The 22286-nt window shown below is 58.0% G+C and carries 20 protein-coding genes; 5 read left to right on the top strand and 15 right to left on the bottom strand.

Translation table 11 applies throughout. The features are described 5' to 3' along the window. Window positions 1–54 precede the first annotated feature (54 nt). The 5 genes from WNE31_RS09525 to WNE31_RS09505 form a co-directional block, all read right to left on the bottom strand. Window positions 55–570, bottom strand: a complete 516-nt coding sequence (locus tag WNE31_RS09525; RefSeq protein WP_349979512.1) for a DUF3035 domain-containing protein — start codon at window positions 568–570, stop codon at window positions 55–57. A gap of 52 nt (window positions 571–622) precedes the next feature. Beyond that, a complete protein-coding gene (gene lspA, locus WNE31_RS09520; RefSeq protein ID WP_349979510.1) occupies window positions 623–1093 on the bottom strand; it encodes a signal peptidase II in 471 nt (156 codons plus the stop codon). Between the two features lie 103 nt (window positions 1094–1196). Further along, on the bottom strand, window positions 1197–2786 hold the full coding sequence (gene purH / locus WNE31_RS09515) for a bifunctional phosphoribosylaminoimidazolecarboxamide formyltransferase/IMP cyclohydrolase (protein WP_349979509.1): 1590 nt from the start codon (window positions 2784–2786) through the stop codon (window positions 1197–1199). Between the two features lie 20 nt (window positions 2787–2806). After that, the gene (locus WNE31_RS09510) at window positions 2807–4555 is read right to left on the bottom strand and encodes a heparinase II/III family protein (protein ID WP_349979508.1); all 1749 of its coding nucleotides are present in this window, start codon (window positions 4553–4555) and stop codon (window positions 2807–2809) included. A 133-nt stretch (window positions 4556–4688) separates the two neighbouring features. After that, a complete protein-coding gene (locus WNE31_RS09505; RefSeq protein WP_349979507.1) occupies window positions 4689–5957 on the bottom strand; it encodes an RsmB/NOP family class I SAM-dependent RNA methyltransferase in 1269 nt (422 codons plus the stop codon). A 75-nt stretch (window positions 5958–6032) separates the two neighbouring features. Between WNE31_RS09505 and WNE31_RS09500 the strand changes: the two genes are divergently transcribed. Beyond that, window positions 6033–6221 (top strand): DUF1674 domain-containing protein, encoded by a 189-nt coding sequence (locus WNE31_RS09500; protein ID WP_349979506.1) that lies wholly within the window; start codon window positions 6033–6035, stop codon window positions 6219–6221. A gap of 26 nt (window positions 6222–6247) precedes the next feature. Here WNE31_RS09500 and WNE31_RS09495 read toward each other — a convergent pair whose 3' ends face one another. The 4 genes from WNE31_RS09495 to dapB form a co-directional block, all read right to left on the bottom strand. Then, window positions 6248–8314 (bottom strand): ABC transporter permease, encoded by a 2067-nt coding sequence (locus WNE31_RS09495; RefSeq protein ID WP_349979505.1) that lies wholly within the window; start codon window positions 8312–8314, stop codon window positions 6248–6250. Further along, complete coding sequence (locus tag WNE31_RS09490) at window positions 8311–9363, bottom strand: quaternary amine ABC transporter ATP-binding protein (RefSeq protein ID WP_349979504.1); 1053 nt, start codon at window positions 9361–9363, stop codon at window positions 8311–8313. Before WNE31_RS09490 ends, WNE31_RS09495 begins: the two co-directional genes overlap by 4 nt. 3 nt (window positions 9364–9366) lie before the next feature. Continuing rightward, entirely contained in the window at window positions 9367–10326 is a 960-nt protein-coding gene (locus WNE31_RS09485; protein WP_349979503.1) for an ABC transporter substrate-binding protein, read from the bottom strand. A 294-nt stretch (window positions 10327–10620) separates the two neighbouring features. Beyond that, on the bottom strand, window positions 10621–11430 hold the full coding sequence (gene dapB, locus WNE31_RS09480; protein WP_349979502.1) for a 4-hydroxy-tetrahydrodipicolinate reductase: 810 nt from the start codon (window positions 11428–11430) through the stop codon (window positions 10621–10623). Window positions 11431–11550: 120 nt separating this feature from the next. Here dapB and rbfA point away from each other — a divergent pair, with 120 nt between their 5' ends. The 3 genes from rbfA to WNE31_RS09465 all read left to right on the top strand — a co-directional run bounded on the left by rbfA (window position 11551) and on the right by WNE31_RS09465 (window position 14635). Beyond that, window positions 11551–11952: a 30S ribosome-binding factor RbfA gene (gene rbfA, locus WNE31_RS09475; protein WP_349979501.1), complete on the top strand. Its 402-nt coding sequence runs from the start codon at window positions 11551–11553 to the stop codon at window positions 11950–11952. Continuing rightward, a complete protein-coding gene (locus WNE31_RS09470; RefSeq protein ID WP_349979500.1) occupies window positions 11949–12683 on the top strand; it encodes a phosphodiester glycosidase family protein in 735 nt (244 codons plus the stop codon). The genes rbfA and WNE31_RS09470 overlap by 4 nt, the downstream gene beginning before the upstream one ends. A 95-nt stretch (window positions 12684–12778) precedes the next feature. After that, window positions 12779–14635: a calcium-binding protein gene (locus WNE31_RS09465; protein ID WP_349979499.1), complete on the top strand. Its 1857-nt coding sequence runs from the start codon at window positions 12779–12781 to the stop codon at window positions 14633–14635. 51 nt (window positions 14636–14686) lie between these two features. On the opposite strand, the gene WNE31_RS09460 is transcribed toward WNE31_RS09465, so the two are convergent. Next, window positions 14687–15835: an alpha-hydroxy acid oxidase gene (locus WNE31_RS09460; RefSeq protein WP_349979498.1), complete on the bottom strand. Its 1149-nt coding sequence runs from the start codon at window positions 15833–15835 to the stop codon at window positions 14687–14689. Window positions 15836–16013: 178 nt separating this feature from the next. Beyond that, window positions 16014–18164 carry a polyribonucleotide nucleotidyltransferase gene (gene pnp / locus WNE31_RS09455; protein ID WP_349979497.1) on the bottom strand — a complete coding sequence of 717 codons (2151 nt, stop codon included), beginning with the start codon at window positions 18162–18164 and terminating at the stop codon, window positions 16014–16016. Window positions 18165–18442: 278 nt separating this feature from the next. Here pnp and WNE31_RS09450 point away from each other — a divergent pair, with 278 nt between their 5' ends. Next, a complete protein-coding gene (locus WNE31_RS09450) occupies window positions 18443–19129 on the top strand; it encodes an SGNH/GDSL hydrolase family protein (RefSeq protein WP_349979496.1) in 687 nt (228 codons plus the stop codon). 75 nt (window positions 19130–19204) lie between these two features. Here WNE31_RS09450 and rpsO read toward each other — a convergent pair whose 3' ends face one another. The 4 genes from rpsO to truB form a co-directional block, all read right to left on the bottom strand. After that, on the bottom strand, window positions 19205–19474 hold the full coding sequence (gene rpsO / locus WNE31_RS09445; protein ID WP_349979495.1) for a 30S ribosomal protein S15: 270 nt from the start codon (window positions 19472–19474) through the stop codon (window positions 19205–19207). Window positions 19475–19617: 143 nt separating this feature from the next. Continuing rightward, entirely contained in the window at window positions 19618–20655 is a 1038-nt protein-coding gene (locus WNE31_RS09440) for a calcium-binding protein (RefSeq protein WP_349979494.1), read from the bottom strand. 76 nt (window positions 20656–20731) lie between these two features. Beyond that, window positions 20732–21256 (bottom strand): DUF1643 domain-containing protein, encoded by a 525-nt coding sequence (locus WNE31_RS09435; protein WP_349979493.1) that lies wholly within the window; start codon window positions 21254–21256, stop codon window positions 20732–20734. 29 nt (window positions 21257–21285) lie between these two features. Then, a complete protein-coding gene (gene truB, locus WNE31_RS09430) occupies window positions 21286–22197 on the bottom strand; it encodes a tRNA pseudouridine(55) synthase TruB (RefSeq protein WP_349979492.1) in 912 nt (303 codons plus the stop codon). Window positions 22198–22286 lie beyond the last annotated feature (89 nt).

Below are 22286 nucleotides of genomic sequence, written 5' to 3'. Positions count from 1 at the left end.
TTACGTCCCGAACGGCACGCTTCAAGGGGAGACCCTGCGAAGTCACAAAATCGTTTACGGGTTTAAAGGGGGCGCAGCGGGTGTCGGGGCCCCTGCCTGACGCCATCTGTCCTGTTCGCTGAACTGGCCAAGGTGCTGCTGTTCATACACCTCGTTATAGCGGTCCTGCTTGCCCAGTTTTATGTTTGCAAAGCGTCCGCGTTTGCGACGGAAGTCGGCATCTTCGGCCGCAGTGGCTGCTCGGATGTCAGCAGAACGCCCTTTGCGACCGGTGTAATTCACCATCGCGGCATCACTGCTCGAGATCGCGGTGCTGGTGGCAGCACTCCGAGATCCGCCCAGCGCCACAACTGCGTCACTGATTGGATCGACGTCAGTCCGGTTCACACCACCCGGCGTAGGTACGGGCAAAGCCGTGAGGTTCGTCGGCTGTTCAAGAGGCTTGGCAGGCAGAATACGGAACTCATCCGGTCCCGAACCGGGTTTACTCAATTGGCGCAAACCATCGTCACCGCTGCATGCCGCGAGCGTCAGGGCCATACCGACAAGGACCATACGCTTGATGCGCATTGCTCTACTCCTGTTACCTCGGCGACGCTTTTACAACATTGTTGCAGCGTCGTCACGCGGCCTTTTTGCTTCCGCCGAAAATCGCCAATCCAAAGGCACCAGCAAAGATCCAAATGTCCGCGAGGTTGAAGGCAAAGGGGTTGTCAATGCCACAGCAGGACATGTTCAGAAAATCGGCTACGGCGCCGTAAAGAAGGCGATCCACGATGTTGCCAATGGCTCCACCGATCAAAAGCCCCGCCGCGAACAACCCCACCCGTCCCGGCGGATCCTTGCGAACCCAGAAAAGAACAACAAGGCAAATCGCAACTGCAATCCCGATCAGGATCCAGCGCGCCGTGTCCGACCCGCTGGCGAACAGTCCAAAGTTCACGCCTTCATTCCACGCCATGCGGAATTGCAGAAATGGAGGTGCGACGCTGATATGGCCGCGCTCGATCAGGTTAAGACTGTGCACGACATAATACTTGCTGGCCTGATCGGTCAGGAATGCCCAGAAAGCTGCCCAAAATACCAGACGCATACGCGCCCCCTTTTGCCTCATGCTATTGCGGCGCATTTTTTGTGCCGCCTTTGTTGTTCCGGCCCGATGTAGTCTCCGGGCCGGAAATTGATTTGCCGCGACGTTAGTGGCGGAAATGGCGCATTCCTGTAAACACCATCGCCAACCCCGCCTCGTCAGCTGCGGCAATCACTTCGTCGTCCCGCATCGAACCACCGGGCTGGATCACGCATTTCCCGCCCGCTGCGGCTGCTTCCAAAAGCCCGTCCGGGAACGGGAAAAACGCATCCGAAGCCACCGCACAGCCTTTGGCGGGGCTTTCCGCCATGCCAAGTTCGGCCGCCATGCGCTCGGCTTTGGACGCAGCAACGTTGGCGCTGTCCAGCCGGCTCATCTGACCCGCACCGACTCCGACGGTTGCGCCGCCCTTAACGTATACAATGGCGTTGGACTTGACGTGCTTAGCCACTTTCCACGCGAACAGCAGGTCCGCCATTTCTGCGTCAGAGGGCGCTTTCTTGGTCACGACCTTGAGGTCATCCAAATCGACGCTGCCTACGTCTTTGTCTTGAACTAGAAGGCCACCGGCCACTTGCTTGTAAGCCATCATCGGTTTGCGTGGATCGGGCAGCGCTTCCGTCAGCAACAGGCGCAGGTTCTTCTTCGCGGCAAAGATCTCTTTGGCTTCGTCCGATGCCCCCGGTGCGATCACCACCTCGGTGAAGATCTCGACGATTTTCGAGGCTGTTGCAGCATCCAGCGGCATGTTCAGCGCAACAATGCCGCCAAACGCAGAGGTGCGGTCACAATCAAAGGCCTTCTGGTAGGCTTCCACCAGAGTCTCGCCCACGGCAACGCCACAGGGGTTGGCGTGTTTGATAATCGCGCAGGCCGGGCCGTCTGCGGGATCGAATTCCGAAACCAGTTCGAAGGCCGCATCGGTGTCGTTGATATTATTGTAGCTCAGTTCTTTCCCTTGCAGCTGCGTTGCCGTTGCAACACCGGGTCGGTTCGAACCATCGGTGTAAAAGGCCGCCTTCTGATGGCTGTTCTCGCCATAGCGCAGCGTCTGTTTCAACTCTCCGGCAACCGCGCGGCGCTTGGGCGCCTCAAGATGCAGTGCATCTGCCATCCAGTTGGACACCGCCGCGTCATAGGCGCCAGTGCGGGCATAGGCCTTTTGGGCAAGGTACTGACGGAAACCATAGGTGGTTTGGCCGTCATTGTCCGACAGTTCCTGAAGCAGTGCATCATAGTCTTCGACATCCACCACCACGTTCACGAAACCGTGGTTCTTCGCAGCAGCACGGATCATGGCAGGGCCGCCGATATCGATATTCTCGATACAGGTTTCGTAATCCGCACCCGCAGCAACGGTGGCCTCAAACGGGTAGAGGTTCACAACCAGTAGGTCGATTTCGCCGATCCCGTGCTCTTCCATCGCCGCGGCATGGGCCTGGTTGTCGCGCAACGCCAGAAGGCCACCGTGAACTTTGGGGTGCAGTGTCTTCACGCGTCCGTCCATCATCTCGGGAAAACCGGTCACGTCCGAGACATCCTTGACCGTCAAGCCAGCATCGCGCAGTGCCTTGGCGCTGCCGCCAGTGGAGAGGAGTTCAACACCACGCGCGGCCAGCGCGGTGCCCAGGTCAATCAGGCCAGTCTTGTCAGATACGGAAAGAAGGGCGCGGCGAACAGGGTGAAGGTCGGTCATAACGTATGGGGTTCCACGGGTCAGGTTGTCAGATCAGGCTCATCTCGGGTCAGGTCCCGGATGGCCACTGCAGAATCCTGCGCTTTGGCCAAGGACCACCGGATGCGCGTCGCATACTCCATTGCGACGCCGGATAGAACGACCTGTTTTGTCGCGCGGGGCTTTATTCGCGTTTTTTCGAGGTAAAGGCTGGGTTCGATGTGCAATTCAGCCGCCGAGTCATGTCGAAATACCCAGATTTCACCGCTTTTGAGCGCGATCGACACCGCCGTGCCACCCATATCGAGCGTTGCATCTGCCTCGGGGTGCAAGTGAAACCTGATGTCATAAGGGATTCCCTGCAGGCTCTTGCTGTCCAAAGACCGGTCAAACTGGCGTTTGGCCGTGTCATCCAACGTCACCAGCAGGTCTTCCCCAACCAACCCGCGTCCATCAAATGTCAGTTCCAGCGTGCGTGCATGGGTCAGCCCCAAGGCGCTGACATAGCCATCATGCCCCCCCTGGAACCTGACACCATCCGGTGCCTGCCCGATTTCGATGGGCACATCCGTGGGCGCATTGACCAGCGGCTCGAGAACGGTCGTCCGCGTTTCGCGCGATTTCCCCAATCTCGCACTCGACAATCCGTCGATGGACACAGTGGAATGTGAAGGCGTGGCACGACCCGCCCGGCGCCATTCAAGACCAAAACTCACACCGGACCCGCAATTGACGATCAGAGGACGACGCCCGCTTGTCAGTTCGAAAGCCAAAGTCGACGCATGGGCATTATATGACGCAATACCGGAGGGCGGCGGGCTTGCGTCGACGACGATGCTGGTACGTCCCGCCGACAACCGCGCATAGCCCATGGCAAGTCCATCAGCCTGGAACGATTTGACCTGGCTTTCGGCCAAGGCATGATCAAGGCGCCCTTCCAATCCACGCCCGCCACCATGAAAGCGGGCCAGACCGCCGTCGGCGTGGCGCAAGGTTCTGAGTGTCGGTGCGATTCGTTCAATCGCCGCAACATGCTCGGGCGAAGGTTCCAAATCGGATTCAGACAGGGCCGAGGCCGCCCATGTCAGCAAAGTGAAGACTTCAAGAAGTTCTTCGGGGTTGCGTGTGGGAATGCCTCCTTGTGCATCCACCTGCATCTTGCATTCTCTTTCCAAGGCGGCACGCGCCGGTGCCACGTGCTGTGCCATCCCTTCAAGCGCCAGACCGGCATAAATTAACCCGGTCAACGCCTCGAAACGCGGCAAACCCGGCAGGGCCTTTTGCCATCTGCGAGACAGGAAAATGGTCTGTTGCCCCAGCGAGCGGTAAAAGTCCTCGGAGGCCCGGCTGTCGCGCCCACGCAAAAGGAAAAGCGCGTGATTGATCCACCGGATCAGGCGACGCCCTGTCAGATCCGGCGTCCACCCCGGACCTTTCCCGCGCCCATCATCATCAATCCATTGCCAGACCCACCGCTGGGCCTTTTCCCGAGCGGGCATGTCACCGACGGCGGCAAGATCGTCGAGCCATGCAAAGCCCTGCAATTCTTCCTCGAACGCCGCATTTCCCGAGGACACATCCCAAATGGACGCGCCGGAATCCGTCACAAGCGTCCCAGCAAAAAGGAAGTTACCTGCGATGAGTTGCCTACCCTTGGCAAAGCTGCCGATCGTGCGGGGTTCAGGGGTCGAGGTAAAGGCCGTTGCAGGGCGTGCCATCGCGCTCCACCGCGCGTGCAAGCGGTGCATCAAGCGCGTATGCCGCGCGGAAAGTCCGTCGGAAATACTCATTAGCCCTCTGCCTCTGCGCTCTTGCGGCGCTTTTCGGCATCGTACCCTGTCGGACATGCAAAGTCACCGCCGAATCCCTTCGGAGGACTGCAAAATCCACCTGACACGATCCCCACCGGGCGTAGGCAGACGGTCACCCTTTGGTTAGACACGCCATGTAGAAACCATCCATGCCGCCGCTTTCAGGCCAGTAATCAGGTCGCAGCCGCAACCCACCTTCTTCGGTGATCCAACCCGACTCGACGCCGGGCAATTGCACCGCTGCCCTGTCCACAGACAGGCCCTTGTGGCGGGCCAGCGCATCCTCGATCTGACATTCGCCTTCATCGGGCAACAGGCTGCAGGTACAGAACACCAGACGCCCCCCCGGTTTCAGCAGGGAAATCGCATGGTCAATCATACCAGCCTGCAAGGCGATCAACTCGCCAAAGTCACTGCCATCTTTCGCATGAGGCAGGTCCGGGTGCCGACGAATTGTTCCCGTGGCCGAGCAGGGCGCATCCAGCAAAATGGCGTCCCACGTGCCGGATTGTTCGAACACATCCCCGACGACGAGGTTTGCGCGCAATCCCGTACGCTTGAGGTTTTCCCGCACGCGTTTCATGCGGTTTTCCGAGACATCCACCGCCGTCACCTCGGCCCCGCGCGCGGCGATCTGCATGGTTTTGCCGCCAGGCGCAGCACAGAGATCAAGGACCTTTTCGCCTTTGGTCGGAGCAAGGACCTGCACAGGCAACGCAGCGGCGGCATCCTGAACCCACCAATCCCCAGCCTCATATGCTGGCAGGGTCGACACCTGTTGCCCTGCTTCGACACGCACAGAGCCCGTGGGCAACACCTTGCCACCGACTGCGGCAGCCAGCTTTTCGGGATCAGCCTTCGCCGTCAAATCCAGCGGCGCGCCTTCGAAATGCGCGCGTTCCATGGCAGCCACATCCTCGGACCCATACGCCATTACCAAGGGGTCGCGCAGCCAGCGCGGCAGCCTTGGAGCACGCAAGCCTTGCCAGCTCTCGGGTCCGGTCGCGGCAACCTTCCGCAGAACGGCATTCACCAGCCCCTTCATGGATTGTGTGCGCTTGTTCTTGGAGACAATCGTAACCGATGCATTCACCACGCCATGCGCCGCGCCGCCCTGACACAGTTCAACTGTCGCAAGGCGCAACACATTGCGCACAGTTAGCGGGGGGTATTTCTGAAGGTGTTTCTGCAACAGGCGATCCGCGCGTTCGAGACCGCGCAAGGTTTCCATCGCCAGACGCTGCGCCCGGGCACGGTCTTCCGGGCCAAGGCGATCCAGCGCGCCGCCCCCGATCAATTCGGACATGAGGCGGCCTTCACCCAGAACCTGATCCAGCAAATATACCGCACTGCGGCGGGCCTGCACTCCGGTTTCGGACATCAGTCGCTCCTTCAATGGCTTGTCCAGCGGGGACAGGCGCGTATATCAAGGGGCAGACCTGAAAGGAACCCCGGTATGACGGATACGCCCGAGGAAGAAAAACGCGACCTGCCGCCCGCTGCGTTGCGCGCATTGGCCGAGGCCGAAGAACGGCGCAAGAAAGAGAAATCCCTAGAGTTGCCGACCGAGCTTGGCGGCCGGGATGGCCCCGAACCTGTCCGCTATGGAGATTGGGAAAAGAAAGGAATCGCAATCGATTTTTGATTGCGACCCCGCATCCCGTACGCCTGTCACAACCCGAGGGCTTGGCGCCTCTCTTCTGCAAAACCCTGCACCAACCTGTCCGCGACAAGGGCGAGGATTGCCATTGCCGCCCCGGCAGTAAGCCCCAGTCCGACATCTGCCTGCCCAAGCGCGAGGTAGATCGATTGACCCAGCCCCGTCGTGCCGATGAGGGCCGCGATCACCAGCATGGCAAAGGCATAAAGAATCGTCTGATTCAAGCCCAGCAGGATTGTCGGCGCGGCGTAGGGTGCGCGCACTTCGAACATTTCCTGCCACTTGCCGGCCCCCGAAGCGCGGGCGGCCTCGATCAGGTCATCGGGCGTATTGATCAAACCATGGCGCGTATAGCGGATCATCGGAACAATCGCGTACATGCAGATCGCCAGAAACGCCGAGAACTCTCCGATCTGGAAAAACATCAAGACCGGAATCAGGAACACAAACAGGGGAATGGTCTGCAACAGGTCACAAATCGGTCTGAGAACGGCCCATGCCGTTTTGCTGACACCCGCCCAAAGCCCAAGCGCGCCCCCGATCAATGCACAAGCAAAAACGGATGCGCCTGACAAATAAAGCGACAACAGCGCGCGGTCCCAAAGCCCGGTGACCAAGATTGAGGCCAGCAGAAGCACGGCAAAACGTGCCAGTTTGGCGCCTCCAGCAACATAGCCAAGAGCCCCTGCGCCGATCAGCACGAAGGGCCAGGCCAACTGCGCAATGCCAACTTCCAGCATGCCCGCAAAAATCACCAGCATCACGCCTGTGGTCACTCGCCCCCTCGAGATCAGCAACGAGGCAAGAACCGCAGCGGCACCGTACCAAAGCCATGTAAGTGTTGCGGTCCACTTGAAGCCCCAGGTGAAAGGCAACACAGCATCCGACAGACCTATTCGAAGTGGCAAAAGCCCATAGAACATCGCACCATTCTTGAAGCCGTCCAGCACGGCCCCGTTGTTGGCCGTGAACGTCCCGACACCCGTATCAATCGCTTCGGCGATGCCGTCAAAGGCGCGGAAATCGGCACTCTTCCAGCCCGTGAACCAGACCGCAATCGCCGCAGCCGCGGCAGCCACGAGTATGCCCCGTGTTACGCCAGATGCATGATGCACTCTGGGTTCAGCCAGTTTGGCAGACATCCGGTCGATGATAATGGCGAAGATTACCACCACGAGCCCTGCCATGAAGCTTTGCCCAAACTGTGCCTTGCGCATTGTCAAAAGCACTTCCCAGCCGATATCATCAAATCCGCCGATAACAGCCGCGATAATGACCATGGACAAAGCGGCCATCAGACACTGGTTTACGCCGACCATGATCTGTGTTGTGGCACTGGGCAATTCGACCAGAAACAGTTGCTGACGACGGGTCGCGCCCGACATGACCGCCGCTTCACGCACTTCGGCCTCCACCCGCTCCAGCCCTAGCAAGACATTGCGCGCCATGGGCGGGGCAGCATAGATCGCAGACGCAATCAAACCGACCACTGGCCCGAACCCGAACAGAACAAGCAAGGGAGTCAGATAGGCAAATGTCGGCACTGTCTGCATCACGTCCAGCACAACGTTTACAGCCGCTTTCACTCGGGGTTTTTCATAAGCCAGAATGCCAATCGCGAGGCCGCTCAGAAGGGCAAGGGGTACGGAAACCGCAACAAGCGCCAGCGTGTTCATCCCTTCGGCCCAATATCCGCTAAGCAGCACGAACCCAAGGCCGAGGCCACCCAACAAAGCCATTCGCAGACCGCCAAGATACCACCCCAAAGCCACGACGACGCCAATCGTCAAAGGCCATGGCGTTTGTCCGAGAACAAAACTCGCCCACTGCATCGGGAAGCCAAGCAGGAATGACAAGAACCGTGCAATCGGTTTCAGCACACCCAGAAACCAACCGACAATTGTTCCCACCCATTCGGTCACCGGCAGGACCAGCGCGTCCGGCCAGATCACCAACCATTCCAACTGCGACCCGAAAACCCTGCAGACAACCCCGACAAAAAGCACGACAAGCGCCGCTTTGGCACCTCGGGTCAGGGTCAAGCGGCGCCTTGTTGGAGCGTCAACGGCAAGGCTCATGTGTCTTCAACCTGCAAAGCGGCCGCCAAATCGCCCGGATTCACGGCACCCACAACCGTGCCCGCTGCATCCCGCACCGGAACAGGTTCATAGAGCAACATGCATTTGGCTAAGGCGGTATCCAGGGTCATGCCGACTTTCAGGCCCGGATCATCGGGCATGTGGTCGGGCACTGATTTCAACATTACCGATTCGACACAGGCGTGACGCCCCTTGGGAACATCCTTGGAAAACTCAGCCACATAGTCATTCACGGGGTTCAGCACGATCTCTTCCGGCGTGCCGATCTGAACGATTTCTCCGTCTTTCATGATGGCAATTCGATCCGCCAGTTTCAGAGCCTCGGCGATATCGTGCGTAATGAACACGATCGACTTCTTGAGAGTGGCCTGAATATGGAGAAATTCATCCTGCAACTGCCGACGGATCAGAGGATCAAGCGCCGAGAACGGTTCGTCAAGGAACCAGATGTCGGGATTGACAGCCAGTGACCGCGCGATCCCGACGCGCTGGCGTTGTCCGCCAGACAATTGGCGGGGATAGGCATCTTCGCGCCCCTCAAGATCAACCATCTTAAGGACTTCCAGCGCGCGGGCCTGACGCTCAGCTTGCCCTGCGCCCTGCATTTTGAGCGGAAAGGCCACGTTGTCGACCACTGTCATGTGCGGGAACAGGCCAAAGTGCTGAAACACCATCCCCAACTTACGACGGCGCAATTCGATCAGCCTCTTGTCATCGGCTTTGAGGATGTCCTCTCCATCGATATTGACGGCCCCCGCAGTCGGTTCGATCAATCTGGAAATACAGCGGATCAGGGTAGACTTTCCTGATCCCGACAGGCCCATGATGACGAAAAGTTCGCCTTTTTGAACCTCGAAATTCGCATCCCGCACGGCCGGAATAAGGCCGCGCGAGACAAGGCTTTCGGCAATCTCGCTCTGGTCTCCGGAACCTTGCGCATCGCGCAACGCATTGCCGGAATCGTCGCCGAAGACCTGCCAGAGGCGTTCGACCGAGATCGCCGGAGCGGTCATGCTTTCAGACGTCATGGCTTAGTTGGTCGCCGCGTCCACAACCGGCTTCCACTTGCCCTCGTTCTCGGACATCCAGGCGGCAACCACCTTTTCAACCGACTCGCCGTCGACATCGACGGCACCCATCATGGGTTGCTGATCTTCGACCGCAAGCTGGTAGTTCACAAGGATTTCGTGGGCGGCGGGCCATTTGTCTTTCAGGCCCGGCCAACCTGCCTTGAAGATACGGCTGGCAGAAAAGTCGCAATCGTTGATGGCGTTCGGGTTCGGCCCCCAGGCAGGATCGTTGAAGCACGCCTCTTCACCCGGCGGCAGATCCACAAACTTGACGTCATAGGCGGACATAGCCCAATGCGGTTGCCAAAAGGTGATCAGCAGCGGTGATTTCTTTTCGGTAGACGCACGCAGCTCGGCAATCAGCGCCCCTTCGGACCCCGCCGGAACGGCCTTGAACGGCAACTCAAGACCGGTCATGCGGTCTGCACCGGGGGTTCCCCAATCCGCAGGATAGTCCACAAGACGCCCCATCGGCAGAGTTTCGGCCGTGGCAAAGTTCATCGCGCAATCTTTCAGCGCTTCCCACGCCGGGAGGCCCGGACACAGGTCTGCGACGTGCGCCGGATAAGCGATCCCTTCCCGCGCATTCAGCCCAAGATCGGACAACTCTTCCAACTTGCCTTCGCCCTTCAGCACGGCGTATTGATCGGACACGTTGGAGGACCAGATTTCCAGTGTCGCATGGATGTCGCCATCTGCGATTGCCTGAAACTGGTTCAGCATACCCGCCGTTACGAATTCCACTTCGTATCCGGCAGAGCGAAGCATTTCGGCAGCGACATGGGTGGTAACGTGCTGGCCGGTCCATTCGTTGATCGCCAGCTTAATCGGTTCGTCAACTGCGCCAAGGTCAGCCGCCTGCACCGCACCTGAGGCAATCATGGCCAAAGCCGACAAGCGCAACATCAATCCGTTTTTCATGGTGTTCTCCCTGGTTTTGACCATTTCTTAAATGGTCGTTCAGCTTTTTGTTTCTCGCATTAAGACACAACAAGGCAGGTCCAGCAAGCTTTTGTGCCAATCCTGTCTCATTTTTCGATTTGAAACGTGTCGGATCACGCCAAGCTCAGAGTCACAGGACAGGGCCCGAAAGCCCATGCATTGCGCAAATCCTAGCACGATTTATCTTTTTCCTCGACCCGAAGCGACATTCGAACAGGTTCGAGACAAGGGCGCATGATGGACCGGGGCGAACACCGGTGCGAACCGCAAGAATTAAAGGCCAAGCACGTCGAGCATATCATATTCGCCGGGCTTTTTGTCCTGTCCCCACAGGGCCGCCTTCAACGCGCCCCGCGCAAATACGGACCGGTCGGTTGCGACATGCCGAAGGGTGATGCGCTCGCCCGGCGCGGCAAAAAGCACGTCATGTTCGCCGACGATATCCCCACCCCGAATGGCCACAAACCCGATATCTCCGCGTTTGCGTGCGCCCGTGATGCCATCGCGCGCACGATCCGCCACATCCGAGAGCTTCACGCCACGCCCTTCGGCGGCGGCCTCGCCCAGCATAAGAGCGGTTCCGGACGGCGCATCAACCTTGTGATGGTGGTGGGCTTCGATTACTTCGATGTCAAAGTCGGCATCCAGTGCGGCAGCAACCTTGCGGGTCAGTTGGGTCAGAAGGTTGACCCCAAGCGACATGTTACCGGCGCGCACGATCACAGCATGGCGCGCGCACGGTTCGAGCTTGGCAATATCCTCATCCGTCATGCCGGTCGTCCCAATGACATGTACGGCCCGCGCCTGTGCTGCGAGCTTGGCAAACTGCAGCGTTGCCGAGGGGGCTGTGAAATCAATCACGGCCTGCGCCTTGGCAAAGGCCTCGAGAGGTTCGTCCGTCACAACCACCCCAAGAGGTTGCCCCCCCATGGCTTCGCCCACATCCTGTCCGACCCACGGATGACCCTCGCGTTCAATCGCTCCGACCAGCCTAACCTTGTCGCTGCCCACCACGGTATTGATCAACATCTGCCCCATACGGCCCGAAGCCCCTGTGATGACGATTCCGGGAAGATCTTCCATGGCAATTTCCTTATCCGCGATGCTGCGATACGCTGTTTTCAGACAATCTGATGTTCGGGCACGGGTTTACCCAATGCGGTCGTGCTTGGCAAAGACTTGTGAAAGGCATAAGTGAGGCGCATGGCAAAGAACAAATTTCACGACGGGCCCGGCCCCTCGCAACGACAGCTTCGCGTTGGCGAACTCATCCGCCGCACCTTGTCCGAGGTGTTGGCGCGCGGTGACATTCATGACCCCGATCTCAACCGCCTTTCAATCACGGTGGGCGAAGTGCGCACGTCACCGGACCTGAAAATCGCCACGGCCTATGTGCTGCCTTTGGGCGGCAAGGGTCAGGAAGAGGTTCTCAAGCTTTTGGCGCGCAACAAAGGAGAATTGAGGCGGGCGATTGGCAAGAAGACCGGCCTGAAATTCACACCGGATCTGCGCTTTCAATTGGATCGGACCTTTGACCAGATGGATGATACGCGCCGGATGCTGAATCAGTCGCACGTGCGTCAGGACCTTGATACCGAAGAATGAAACTGAGCGCCGTCATCTGCGCTGCGGCACTGATGCTGACAGCGACGGCGGGATTGGCGGTGAACTGTCGCGATCTGGTCCACGAGGGCAGTGAGTATTCCGTTTGCGAGGCTGATGCCTCCGAGGATATACGCTTGTTTCTGCGCAATGAAGAAGGCAGCATCCTCGGGCAATTTTCGACCGTCAACGCGTCCCTTCCACCTGAAGAGCGTCTTGTTTTTGCGATGAATGCGGGGATGTATCACGCAGATCGCAGCCCGGTCGGCCTGTATATCGAAAACGGGGACATTGAAGGCAAACTTTTGACCGGTGCCAGCGATGGCAACTTCGGCCTTTTGCCCAACGGGGTTCTCTGTATTGCGGCCAATAGGGTGGATGTGGTGGAAACGCTTACCTTCAAAGCGACCTCTCCCAACTGCCGCTACGCCACCCAATCAGGCCCGATGCTGGTGATAAACGGCAGACTACACCCTCGATTTCTGGTCGACAGCACCTCGCGCCATTTCCGTAACGGGGTTGGAACAACCGCCGATGGCAAACGTGTGGTCTTTGCAATCTCGAATGACAAGGTCACGTTTCACGAATTCGGGCGCCTGTTTCGCGACGCCCTCGGCACGCCTAATGCGCTGTTTCTCGACGGAAAAGTCTCGCGGCTTTACGCACCTGAACTGGATCGCGCCGATCCCGGCTTCTGGTTGGGCCCAATCGTCGGAATCGTCGAAAACAAGTGACGCAAACAAATTATTGATTGCACTTACGTTGCGGGTTTACGCTGTCACACATTTTTAGAGCGCCCCGGCACAGGGCATATGCAGCGGAGATATCAATGGCTTTTTCTCTTGAACCGTCCTTCGCGACGGATGACAGCAACCGTGTGTTTGCCAATGGCGCCCATTTCAGAACCTACCGGGTGGACGACAACGTTGTAATCGTGGGAGCCAACAGCGGTCAGCTTTTCGTGCGCGCGTTTGACGACGATGGCCCGGTGTTTGACACTTACCAATATGCAGATTTTGGCGATGTGGGGCTGGGCGAGGTGATCGTCTACCACATACATGACAATCGCGATGGCACCATGAACCTGTACTTTCAGGTCCGCGATGCCGCGCCATTGCCCGCCATCATGACAAACTGGATGATCACACTGGATGCGGAAACAGGGCAGGAAACAGGCCCGGCAACTGAGCTGACCACTGGTGTCTTTGGCGATAACACCGTTTCGATGCTGGACAACGCCTGGAGTCTTCCGAATGGCAATATCGCAGTCGCGCATCAAGGCCATTTCATGGTTGCGGACCCGATGGGCAACCTCATCGGTCAATCACAAGGCACGCTCACTGCGGCCGCCCACGGCGTTGGTTGGCTTAATGATTTGGCCGTTGTGGGTGACCGGCTTGCTGTTGTGTACGCCTCTCACCGGGCCGGCTCGGTGGATGAGGCGTTTCTGAGGTTCTTCAACATGGATGGCACCTCAGTCGGAGATGCGATCACCATCAGTGAAGGTACTTCCAACCATTTCGGAGTGCGGGCCGGGGTTCAGATTGAAACTTTGACCAACGGGAATTTCGTCGTCACATGGACAGACGCGGAAACCCAGCCCGAAGACACGGATGACGGGTCGGTCTGGTTTCGTATCTATAGCCCGACCGGCACCGAAATTGTCGGCCCTACGCTGATCAACGCGATCACGACAGGCAGCCAGACAGTGCCCGTCCTGACGGCGACCGAAACCGGTTTCTTGGTCAACTTCCACGATTTCGAAATTACATCGCCGTTCCGGAACTATGGCGTGATCCATGAATATGATCTGAACGGCAATTTCATCGGGTCCGAAACTGGCTCAGGCACACCGCACGGATCCTTGATCAGGACCGATAACAACACCGCCTTCATCGTCACCAACGAGGTTTACGAAATCAATCTCGATGGCGCAGATACCTCGCTTGATCCGGTGCGGCCAGACCCCGCGCGGAACCTGACCGGCGATGAAGGGGCCAACACGCTGGAAGGGGGTAACAACAATGACCGCCTTTCGGGGTTAGGTGGCAACGACACGCTGATTGGTAATGATGGCAGCGATACCCTGATCGGCGGGGATGGCGACGATGATTTGCGCGGAGGAGCGACCGAAGACGACCTGCGCGACATTGCATACGGTGGGGAAGGCAACGACACCATCGACGGCGGACACGGCAATGACGAGCTTCGTGGTGACAACGGCGATGACGTGATCGCAGGCGGCTTTGGGGCGGACACCGTAATTGGCGGATCCGGGAATGACACTCTCACCGGTAGCGCCTTTGGCGATCAGGTGTTCGGTGGCGACGGGAATGACTTTGTCAACGGTGGTTGGGGCCATGATCTGGTAAATGGAGGTGCAGGTGCCGATCGCTTCTACCATATCGGAATTTTCGACCACGGTTCGGACTGGATTCAGGATTACATCTCTGCAGCGGGCGATGTCCTGCAATTTGGCATCGCATCTGCAACACGGGATCAGTTTCAGGTGAATTTCACCCACACCTCGAACGCAGCAGGTGAGCGATCGGGCGACGATAATGTAGAGGAGGCTTTCGTGATCTATCGCCCGACCGGCCAGATCATGTGGGCCCTTGTTGACGGTGCGGGGCAGGACAGCATCAATATACAGATTGGCGGACAGGTTTTCGATCTGATGGCATAAAGAAAAGGCCCCAACCCATCACACATTGGGGCCTTTCTGTTTCAGACAGTCTTAACGCCAGCGCAGATTATTTCGGCTGAGTTGGTCAAGACTGGTGACCCCCATCAGTTTCATGTCGCGTTCAATTTCGGTCCGCAGGTTGCCCAGCGCGCGCTCGACCCCGGCCTGCCCGGCGGCGGCAAGGGCATAAAGATATAGCCGCCCGCCCGAACATGCCTTGGCACCTACCGACAGGGCCTTCATCACATGCGTGCCGCGTTGGATTCCGCCTTCGCAAATTACGTCGATCTTATCACCGACTGCATCACAAATCTCGGCCAGTTGATCGAACGGTGCGCGGCTTCCGTCAAGCTGCCGCCCGCCATGATTCGAGACCATGATGCCGGTGCATCCGATATCCACGGCACGTTTCGCATCCTCAACGCTCATGATCCCCTTCAGCGCAAACTGGCCGTTCCACTGCGCACAAAGTTTCTCGGCGTCTTTCCAGTTCATCGACTGGTCCAGCATCGTCGAGAAGTATTCGCCGACCGACACGGCAAGGTTGGTCCCCGCCGAAACATGCCCGGACAGATGGGGCATGTCGAATTTCTCTTTGGTGAAGAAATTCCAAGCCCAGGCCGGGTGTGTTGCAAAACTGAGCGCCGATGCAGGTGTCAGTTTCGGCGGAGAGGTAAATCCTGTGCGCAGATCGCGTTCTCTGTTGCCGCCGGTGATTGTATCTACGGTCAACGCCATAACGTTGAAATTCGCGGCACGCGCACGTTCCAGCAATGCGTCGTTCAATCCCCGGTCCTTGTGAAAGTAGAACTGGAACATTTTCGGTCCGGGTGCGAGCTTTTCGATCTCTTCGACCGTTACCGTAGCCAACGACGACACTCCGAACATCGTACCATATTTGGTGGCGGCCTTTGCGACAGCGCGCTCTCCTTCATGGTGGAATAGACGCTGCAACGCAGTCGGCGCGCAGTAGATCGGCATATCGAGCTTTTGCCCCATAACCTCAACCGACATATCGACGCTTTCAACGCCGTTCAGAACGTTTGGCACCAGATCGACATCATCAAACGCTGTCGTATTCCGACGATAAGTGATTTCATCATCGGCGGCACCGTCAATGTAATGAAAGATTGGTCCCGGCAGTCGTTTCTTCGCAAGTCGGCGAAAATCCTGAAAATTATGGCAATCGGTCAGTCGCATGGATCACTCCAAGTGGGTTTATTGGTAATATCTTATTACCAATTTTAGAGTTTGGTATAGACCAGCCATAGGTTCGTCAAGGGATTTCCAACAATGTCCTCACACAACATGCGCATGGCCAAAAAAGAAAACCCCGGCACGAAGCCGGGGTTTTCCGAATTTTCTATGAGCGAAAAGATCAGTCTTTGGACTTCTCTTTTTTCTCGCGCGGTTCCTGCGGGATTTCTTCGCCGGTTTCCTGATCAACGATCTTCATCGACAGGCGCACCTTGCCACGATCATCAAAGCCCAGCAGTTTGACCTTTACGTCCTGACCTTCTTTCAGAACGTCCGACGGGTGGTTCAGGCGGCGGTTCTCGATTTGCGAGACATGCACAAGGCCGTCACGCTTGCCGAAGAAGTTCACAAAAGCCCCGAAATCAACAATCTTGACCACCTTGCCGTTGTAGATTTCGCCAACTTCCGGCTCGGCCACGATTGCGTGGATCATGTCATAGGCCTTTTGGATGGCCTCACCGTTGGGCGAGGCAATCTTGATCACGCCATCGTCGTTGATGTCGACCTTGGCACCCGACACTTCGACGATCTCGCGGATCACCTTACCACCCGAGCCGATCACTTCACGAATCTTATCGGTGGGGATGTTCATGGTCTCGATACGCGGCGCATGGATCGAGAATTCCGCGGCACCGGTCAGCGCCTTGTTCATCTCGCCCAGAATGTGCATCCGGCCGTCCTTGGCTTGCGCCAGGGCTTTCTCCATGATCTCGGGCGTGATGCCTGCGACCTTGATATCCATCTGCAGCGACGTGATGCCGTTCTCGGTACCTGCCACTTTGAAGTCCATGTCGCCAAGGTGATCTTCGTCACCCAGGATGTCGGTCAGGATCGCGTAGGATCCATCGTCTTCCAAGATGAGCCCCATGGCCACACCGGCCACTGCCGATTTTAGCGGAACACCTGCGTCCATCATCGACAGCGAACCACCGCAGACCGATGCCATCGAGGACGAGCCGTTGGACTCGGTGATCTCGGAGACAACACGGATGGTGTAGGGGAAGTCGGTTGCGGCGGGCAGAACGGCCTGAAGGGCGCGCCATGCCAGTTTGCCGTGACCCACTTCACGACGGCCCGGAGGGCCCACGCGACCAGCTTCACCAACCGAGTAGGGCGGGAAGTTGTAGTGCAGCAGGAAGTTCGAGCGGAAGTTGCCGTGCAGTGCGTCGATGATCTGCTCATCGTCGCCAGTGCCCAGCGTGGTCACGACGAGGCCTTGGGTTTCACCACGGGTGAACAGGGCCGAACCGTGGGTCCGCGGCAGGAGGCCGGTTTCGCACACGATGTCGCGCACTTCGTCGGTCTTGCGTCCGTCGATGCGGGTGCCGGTCTTCACCACGTCGCCGCGCAGGATGCCGGCTTCGAGCTTTTTCAGGGCCGAACCAAGGTTGGCGTCTTCGAGTTGCTCTTCGGTGAGGGCTTCTTTGATCGCTTCGCGGGCGGCGGCAACAGCGGCGGTGCGCTCTTGCTTGTCGGTGATCGCAAATGCGGCGCGCATCTGCTCTTCGCCAGCGGCCTTCACGGCTTCGTAGAGCTCCGCGTAATCCGGTGCCTGGAAGTCGAACGGCTCTTTCGCGGCGTCTTCTGCCAGCGAGATGATCAGGTCGATCACAGGCTGAATCGATTCATGTGCGAATTTCACGGCCCCCAGCATTTCTGCTTCGCTGAGCTCGTACGCTTCCGATTCAACCATCATCACGGCGTCTTTGGTGCCTGCAACGACAAGGTCCAGACGCTGGTCGGGGTTGTTGCGCAGGTCTTGCATGTCGTCGACAGTCGGGTTCAGAACGTATTCACCGTCTTCGTAACCCACACGGGCACCGGCGATCGGGCCCATAAAAGGCGCGCCTGAAATGGTCAGGGCAGCCGACGCAGCAATCATGGCAACGATATCCGGGTCGTTGACCAGATCGTGCGACAGCACTGTGCACATGACCAGAACTTCGTGCTTGAAACCGGGCACAAACAGCGGGCGGATCGGGCGGTCGATCAGGCGCGCGGTCAGCGTTTCTTTCTCGGTAGGACGCGCTTCGCGCTTGAAGAAGCCACCGGGCACTTTACCGGCAGCGTAGTATTTTTCCTGATAGTGGACGGTCAGCGGAAAGAAATCCTGACCGGGTTTGGGTTGCTTTGCAAAGGTCACGTTCGCCATGACCGAAGTTTCACCCAGGGTGGCGATGACCGAGCCATCCGCCTGACGGGCAACCTTGCCCGTTTCCAGTGTGAGCGTTTCTTCGCCCCACTGCATGCTCTTCGTCGTTACATCAAACATCATGTATTCCTAGTTGGGAGCACTCCCGGCCCTCCGGGTCTCCCGTTGCATATGGCGGCCCCATTGCCGCCGACCTCTTTATCTTCTTTCACGGTGTCAAGGTCCGAACACCACGTCTCAGATGTTCGGCACTTAGCTGAAAAAGGCGGATTTGAAAACTCAAAAGTGAGCTACCCATTGCCAGCCACAAGATTGCCTTAAAATATCCTTTGTGCATCCTTCACGAGAACACCAAATAGGGCAGGATAGACAACGGCATTGTAACAGCGTCGGATATCATGAAATTTTCTGCATTTTTTCTCTCAATCGTTCTCCTTTTCGGTACTACGGCCCAGGCCGAGGGCAACGCGCGGATTCTCGCCATAGGGGACAGCCTGATGGCCTGGCACGGGATCTCCGCCCGTTCGATCGCGCACAATGTTGCCCGCGAGCTGGAAGAACCCGTTTTGAACAACTCTGTGAGTGGCGCGCGCATCGTTTACAAGCTGCCCCTGACCGGCGCCTTCGGGATGAGGATCGGCAATCAGTTGACCAGGGGCGATTGGGACTGGGTCATCATGAACGGCGGAGGCAATGATCTGTGGTTGGGCTGCGGATGTGTAAGCTGTGACAAACGGATGCGCAAAATGATCTCGCCAGACGGGCGCCGCGGGGAAATCCCGCGCCTTGTCGACACCGCACGCAAGGCCGGGTCAAAAGTAGTATATATCGGTTACTTGCGCAGCCCCGGCGTCGGGTCGATGATAGACGCATGTCGGGACGACGGCGATGCGCTTGAGGCACGGATTTCCAAGCTGGCCGAGATCCTGCCCGATGTATACTTTGTATCGCTGGCGGATCTTGTGCCTTATGGGGACCGGTCCTTTCACGGCGTGGACATGATCCACCCATCGCTTAAAGCCAGCCGGGAAATCGGCAAGCGCGTGGCCGACGTGATCCGAGAAAACGACCCCACACGGAACTGAGACCGCCACAAGGGCAAAGAAAAAGGCCGCCACCCTTGCAGGTCGCGGCCCAAGTCTTGTGCAGCTTTCGCAGTCTTAGCGACGCAGGCCGAGGCGTTTGATCAGGTCCTGATAACGCGCTTCATCTTTACCCTTGAGATAGTCGAGCAGCTTACGGCGCTGAGCAACCATCTTCAAAAGACCACGGCGGCCGTGGTTGTCTTTCTTGTGGGTTTTGAAGTGTTCGGTCAGGGTCGCGATGCGAGACGACAGGATGGCAACCTGTACTTCGGGCGAACCGGTGTCGCCTTCTTTGGTTGCGAATTCCGCCATGACGCGGGCTTTTTCTTCAACAGTGATCGACATCGGGGTCTCCTATGATTGAAGGTTAAGGGCACAAGCCGGGATGTCGTCCAGCAAGGTCCGTGGAGATATCCGCCCAAGAGATTCCCGGATCGGATGGGGGCGTATAGGGCAGTTTCACAAGAATTGGAAGCGGTAATCGCCCATCAAGAGCGCACCGGCCCAACATGATCAAGGATCTGGTTGGGTGCGTAACTGATGTTTTCTGCCGAGAACTCCCCAATGCTGTTAATCAGTGCAACCTGCTCGCCGTCAAGGAACACACGGCTCTGGTTGGGTCTATCCCGATCCTGTTCAATTTCGAAGGTGGGGTTGTCGTCTTCTATGTCGTCCTTAAGAAAGACCAACTGGTCCTCTTCCACGTTGAAATCCATGATGATGACGCTTTCTCCGCCGGATTGCCAGTCGGCCAGGCAAAAGCTGTCCTGCCCGCTGCCGCCGGTCAGGATGTCCGACTGTCCGGCGATAATGGTATCATCTCCGTCACCACCATTCAGGAAATCCACTTGAGCATCCCCATCATACAGGAGGTCGTCACCTTCGCCGCCAAACAAGGTGTCTTCACCTTCGCCCCCGCTCAGAAGGTCATCATCATACCCACCATGCAGCGCATCTGCGTCTGCGCCACCGTCCAAGGTGTCGTCCCCGAAACCACCGTGCAGCGAGTCCGCACCCGTTTGCCCGTCCAGCACATCCGCACCGAAATGCCCGAATAACGAGTCATTCCCCTCTCCTCCAAGCAAGGTGTCATTGTCGGACTCGCCGTGCAGAATGTCGGCATCCCCCCCACCAGACAAAACATCCGCGCCCGCGTCGCCATAAAGGTGATCTTCGCCTACCAAACCTTCCAATGTGTCATTGCCGGCATATCCATTGATCTGGTCATGCCCGGCACCGCCGTCGATGTCATCTGCTTGCCCTGTACCGCCGATGATCTGGTTTTCTGCCTCATCGGCCATCAGGTCTTCCTGTTCGACTCCGATCGACAAATCTGCGGTGGGCTCTGAACCGCCCTCAACCAAATCAACAAGGTTTTGGGCGGCTTCTTCTTCCGAGAGGGGCTCGGCCTCTTCCCGCTGCGCGCCCATCTGATCGTCTTCGACCTGAGACGTGTCATCATCAAAGACAACCATTGCGGCCGCACCCGCCGCCATCAGGCCCAACAAACCCGCAAACATCAACATAACACCACTCCACAAAACGCCCCACGGAATAAGGACGTGGCGGAGCATATAGGTAAAGCAGTTTTGATTCAGTTGGTTAACAGGTCTTGCCCGCCATATTCCAGAGCACGGGATGTTGCGCATAGGCGATATATAGCGGATGCCGCGGATGCCCGTGCTTTGTGACCCCGAGACAATGGATCGGCCTTCCCGTGCGAAACAGCATGTCGCGAACCCGTGTCCCCTGTCCGTGAAGGTCGCCATGCGCGCCCCAGGCCGCGATCACCTGATCCGCCCAGTCACATGCCGCAAGGACGGCGTCGGCGTTTTCTTCACCTTCGGGTGCCGGATGTTTGCGCAGTTTCGCAGGGTCCGTTTCGCGCAGAGCAAAGATGTTCACCGCCCGAAATCCTCCGAACCCCAATGCCCGCGCGCGCCGTTCGCAGCGTTCAATGGTAGGGTCGTTATCCCGTTCGGTCGCTTTCGAAGGGTTCAGCATTACAAAGGCGACACGTGGTGCAGCCTCGTCCCAGAGGCGGGTCAAGGAATAGCGATACGTGCCGCATGCGGAATACTCCGCATACGAGGCCGCATCACCTTTTTGAAATTCCTTGCGTATCATGGGCTTTCCGGACCGTTTGTCGGCCGACATTACTCTGGCAGGACAAAGACACGATTGGGGTGCAACTCACCCGACTTGAAAACACCCACCGCCACAGCTTGCCCTTCGAAAGAGGCCCAAGCCTCGTCGCCATAATCTACATCGTGGGCGATGACCATGCCCGGGTTACCGTTGCGCAGCCGCACCGCACCCTCTGAGGTGCATTTCACCTCGGGCAAGTCGTCCAGCGCGACTTCGAGGGGATACAGAAATTCATCAAGCTGCGTGGTTTTTGCCAGCTCGTCGATCTGTTCAATCGATACACCTTCCGAGGCCACAAACGGCCCCGACCACACGCGCCTCAGCTCGCGGACATGTCCATAGCAGCCCAGCACTTCGCCTAGGTCCCGCGCGACGGAGCGTACATAGCCGCCTTTGCCGCAGACCAGTTCCAGAAGGACATGATCCTCGTCTTCGCGGTCCAGCATGACCAGCGACTCGACCCAAAGGGAACGTGCCGCGATTTCCACATCCTCCCCGTCCCGCGCGAGTTTGTAAGCGCGTTGTCCGTCGATCTTTACGGCGCTGAACTTTGGGGGCACCTGCTGGATATCTCCGACGAACGCGCCCAACGCGCCTTTGATCTCTTCGTCCGACGGGCGGATATCTGATGATGCGATCACTTCACCTTCGGCATCGTCCGTGTTTGTCGCCTGTCCCAACCGGACGGTGAATTCGTAGCATTTCAGCGCATCGGTGATGTAGGGCACCGTCTTTGTGGCCTCTCCCAACGCGACAGCCAGAACGCCCGTGGCATCAGGATCCAGCGTGCCGGCGTGACCAGCCTTTTTCGCATCCATGGCCCAGCGGACCTTGTTGACGACCGAGGTCGACGTCATGCCGGCCGGCTTGTCAACGATCAGCCACCCCGAGATATCACGCCCTTTGCGCTTGCGTCCCATGTCCTGCTCCGTACTTAAACAAGAACGGCGGGATAGCCCGTTCCTCGGGGCACGTCAAATGGCTATGGTTTTAAAGGCGCGCACATGCA

Origin of the sequence: Shimia fortis (assembly GCF_040225985.1) — a bacterium.
Taxonomy (GTDB): domain Bacteria; phylum Pseudomonadota; class Alphaproteobacteria; order Rhodobacterales; family Rhodobacteraceae; genus Shimia.
The sequence above is the reverse complement of the archived record's forward strand: the minus strand, read 5'-3'. Positions and strand labels throughout refer to the sequence as shown.

What these genes read in the sequence shown, in the direction of transcription:
- WNE31_RS09525 (WP_349979512.1), bottom strand. Translation starts at nt 570, where the DNA reads ATGCGCATCAAGCGTATGGTCCTTGTCGGTATGGCCCTGACGCTCGCG.
- lspA (WP_349979510.1), bottom strand. Translation starts at nt 1,093, where the DNA reads ATGCGTCTGGTATTTTGGGCAGCTTTCTGGGCATTCCTGACCGATCAG.
- purH (WP_349979509.1), bottom strand. Translation starts at nt 2,786, where the DNA reads ATGACCGACCTTCACCCTGTTCGCCGCGCCCTTCTTTCCGTATCTGAC.
- WNE31_RS09510 (WP_349979508.1), bottom strand. Translation starts at nt 4,555, where the DNA reads ATGAGTATTTCCGACGGACTTTCCGCGCGGCATACGCGCTTGATGCAC.
- WNE31_RS09505 (WP_349979507.1), bottom strand. Translation starts at nt 5,957, where the DNA reads ATGTCCGAAACCGGAGTGCAGGCCCGCCGCAGTGCGGTATATTTGCTG.
- WNE31_RS09500 (WP_349979506.1), top strand. Translation starts at nt 6,033, where the DNA reads ATGACGGATACGCCCGAGGAAGAAAAACGCGACCTGCCGCCCGCTGCG.
- WNE31_RS09495 (WP_349979505.1), bottom strand. Translation starts at nt 8,314, where the DNA reads ATGAGCCTTGCCGTTGACGCTCCAACAAGGCGCCGCTTGACCCTGACC.
- WNE31_RS09490 (WP_349979504.1), bottom strand. Translation starts at nt 9,363, where the DNA reads ATGACGTCTGAAAGCATGACCGCTCCGGCGATCTCGGTCGAACGCCTC.
- WNE31_RS09485 (WP_349979503.1), bottom strand. Translation starts at nt 10,326, where the DNA reads ATGAAAAACGGATTGATGTTGCGCTTGTCGGCTTTGGCCATGATTGCC.
- dapB (WP_349979502.1), bottom strand. Translation starts at nt 11,430, where the DNA reads ATGGAAGATCTTCCCGGAATCGTCATCACAGGGGCTTCGGGCCGTATG.
- rbfA (WP_349979501.1), top strand. Translation starts at nt 11,551, where the DNA reads ATGGCAAAGAACAAATTTCACGACGGGCCCGGCCCCTCGCAACGACAG.
- WNE31_RS09470 (WP_349979500.1), top strand. Translation starts at nt 11,949, where the DNA reads ATGAAACTGAGCGCCGTCATCTGCGCTGCGGCACTGATGCTGACAGCG.
- WNE31_RS09465 (WP_349979499.1), top strand. Translation starts at nt 12,779, where the DNA reads ATGGCTTTTTCTCTTGAACCGTCCTTCGCGACGGATGACAGCAACCGT.
- WNE31_RS09460 (WP_349979498.1), bottom strand. Translation starts at nt 15,835, where the DNA reads ATGCGACTGACCGATTGCCATAATTTTCAGGATTTTCGCCGACTTGCG.
- pnp (WP_349979497.1), bottom strand. Translation starts at nt 18,164, where the DNA reads ATGTTTGATGTAACGACGAAGAGCATGCAGTGGGGCGAAGAAACGCTC.
- WNE31_RS09450 (WP_349979496.1), top strand. Translation starts at nt 18,443, where the DNA reads ATGAAATTTTCTGCATTTTTTCTCTCAATCGTTCTCCTTTTCGGTACT.
- rpsO (WP_349979495.1), bottom strand. Translation starts at nt 19,474, where the DNA reads ATGTCGATCACTGTTGAAGAAAAAGCCCGCGTCATGGCGGAATTCGCA.
- WNE31_RS09440 (WP_349979494.1), bottom strand. Translation starts at nt 20,655, where the DNA reads ATGTTGATGTTTGCGGGTTTGTTGGGCCTGATGGCGGCGGGTGCGGCC.
- WNE31_RS09435 (WP_349979493.1), bottom strand. Translation starts at nt 21,256, where the DNA reads ATGATACGCAAGGAATTTCAAAAAGGTGATGCGGCCTCGTATGCGGAG.
- truB (WP_349979492.1), bottom strand. Translation starts at nt 22,197, where the DNA reads ATGGGACGCAAGCGCAAAGGGCGTGATATCTCGGGGTGGCTGATCGTT.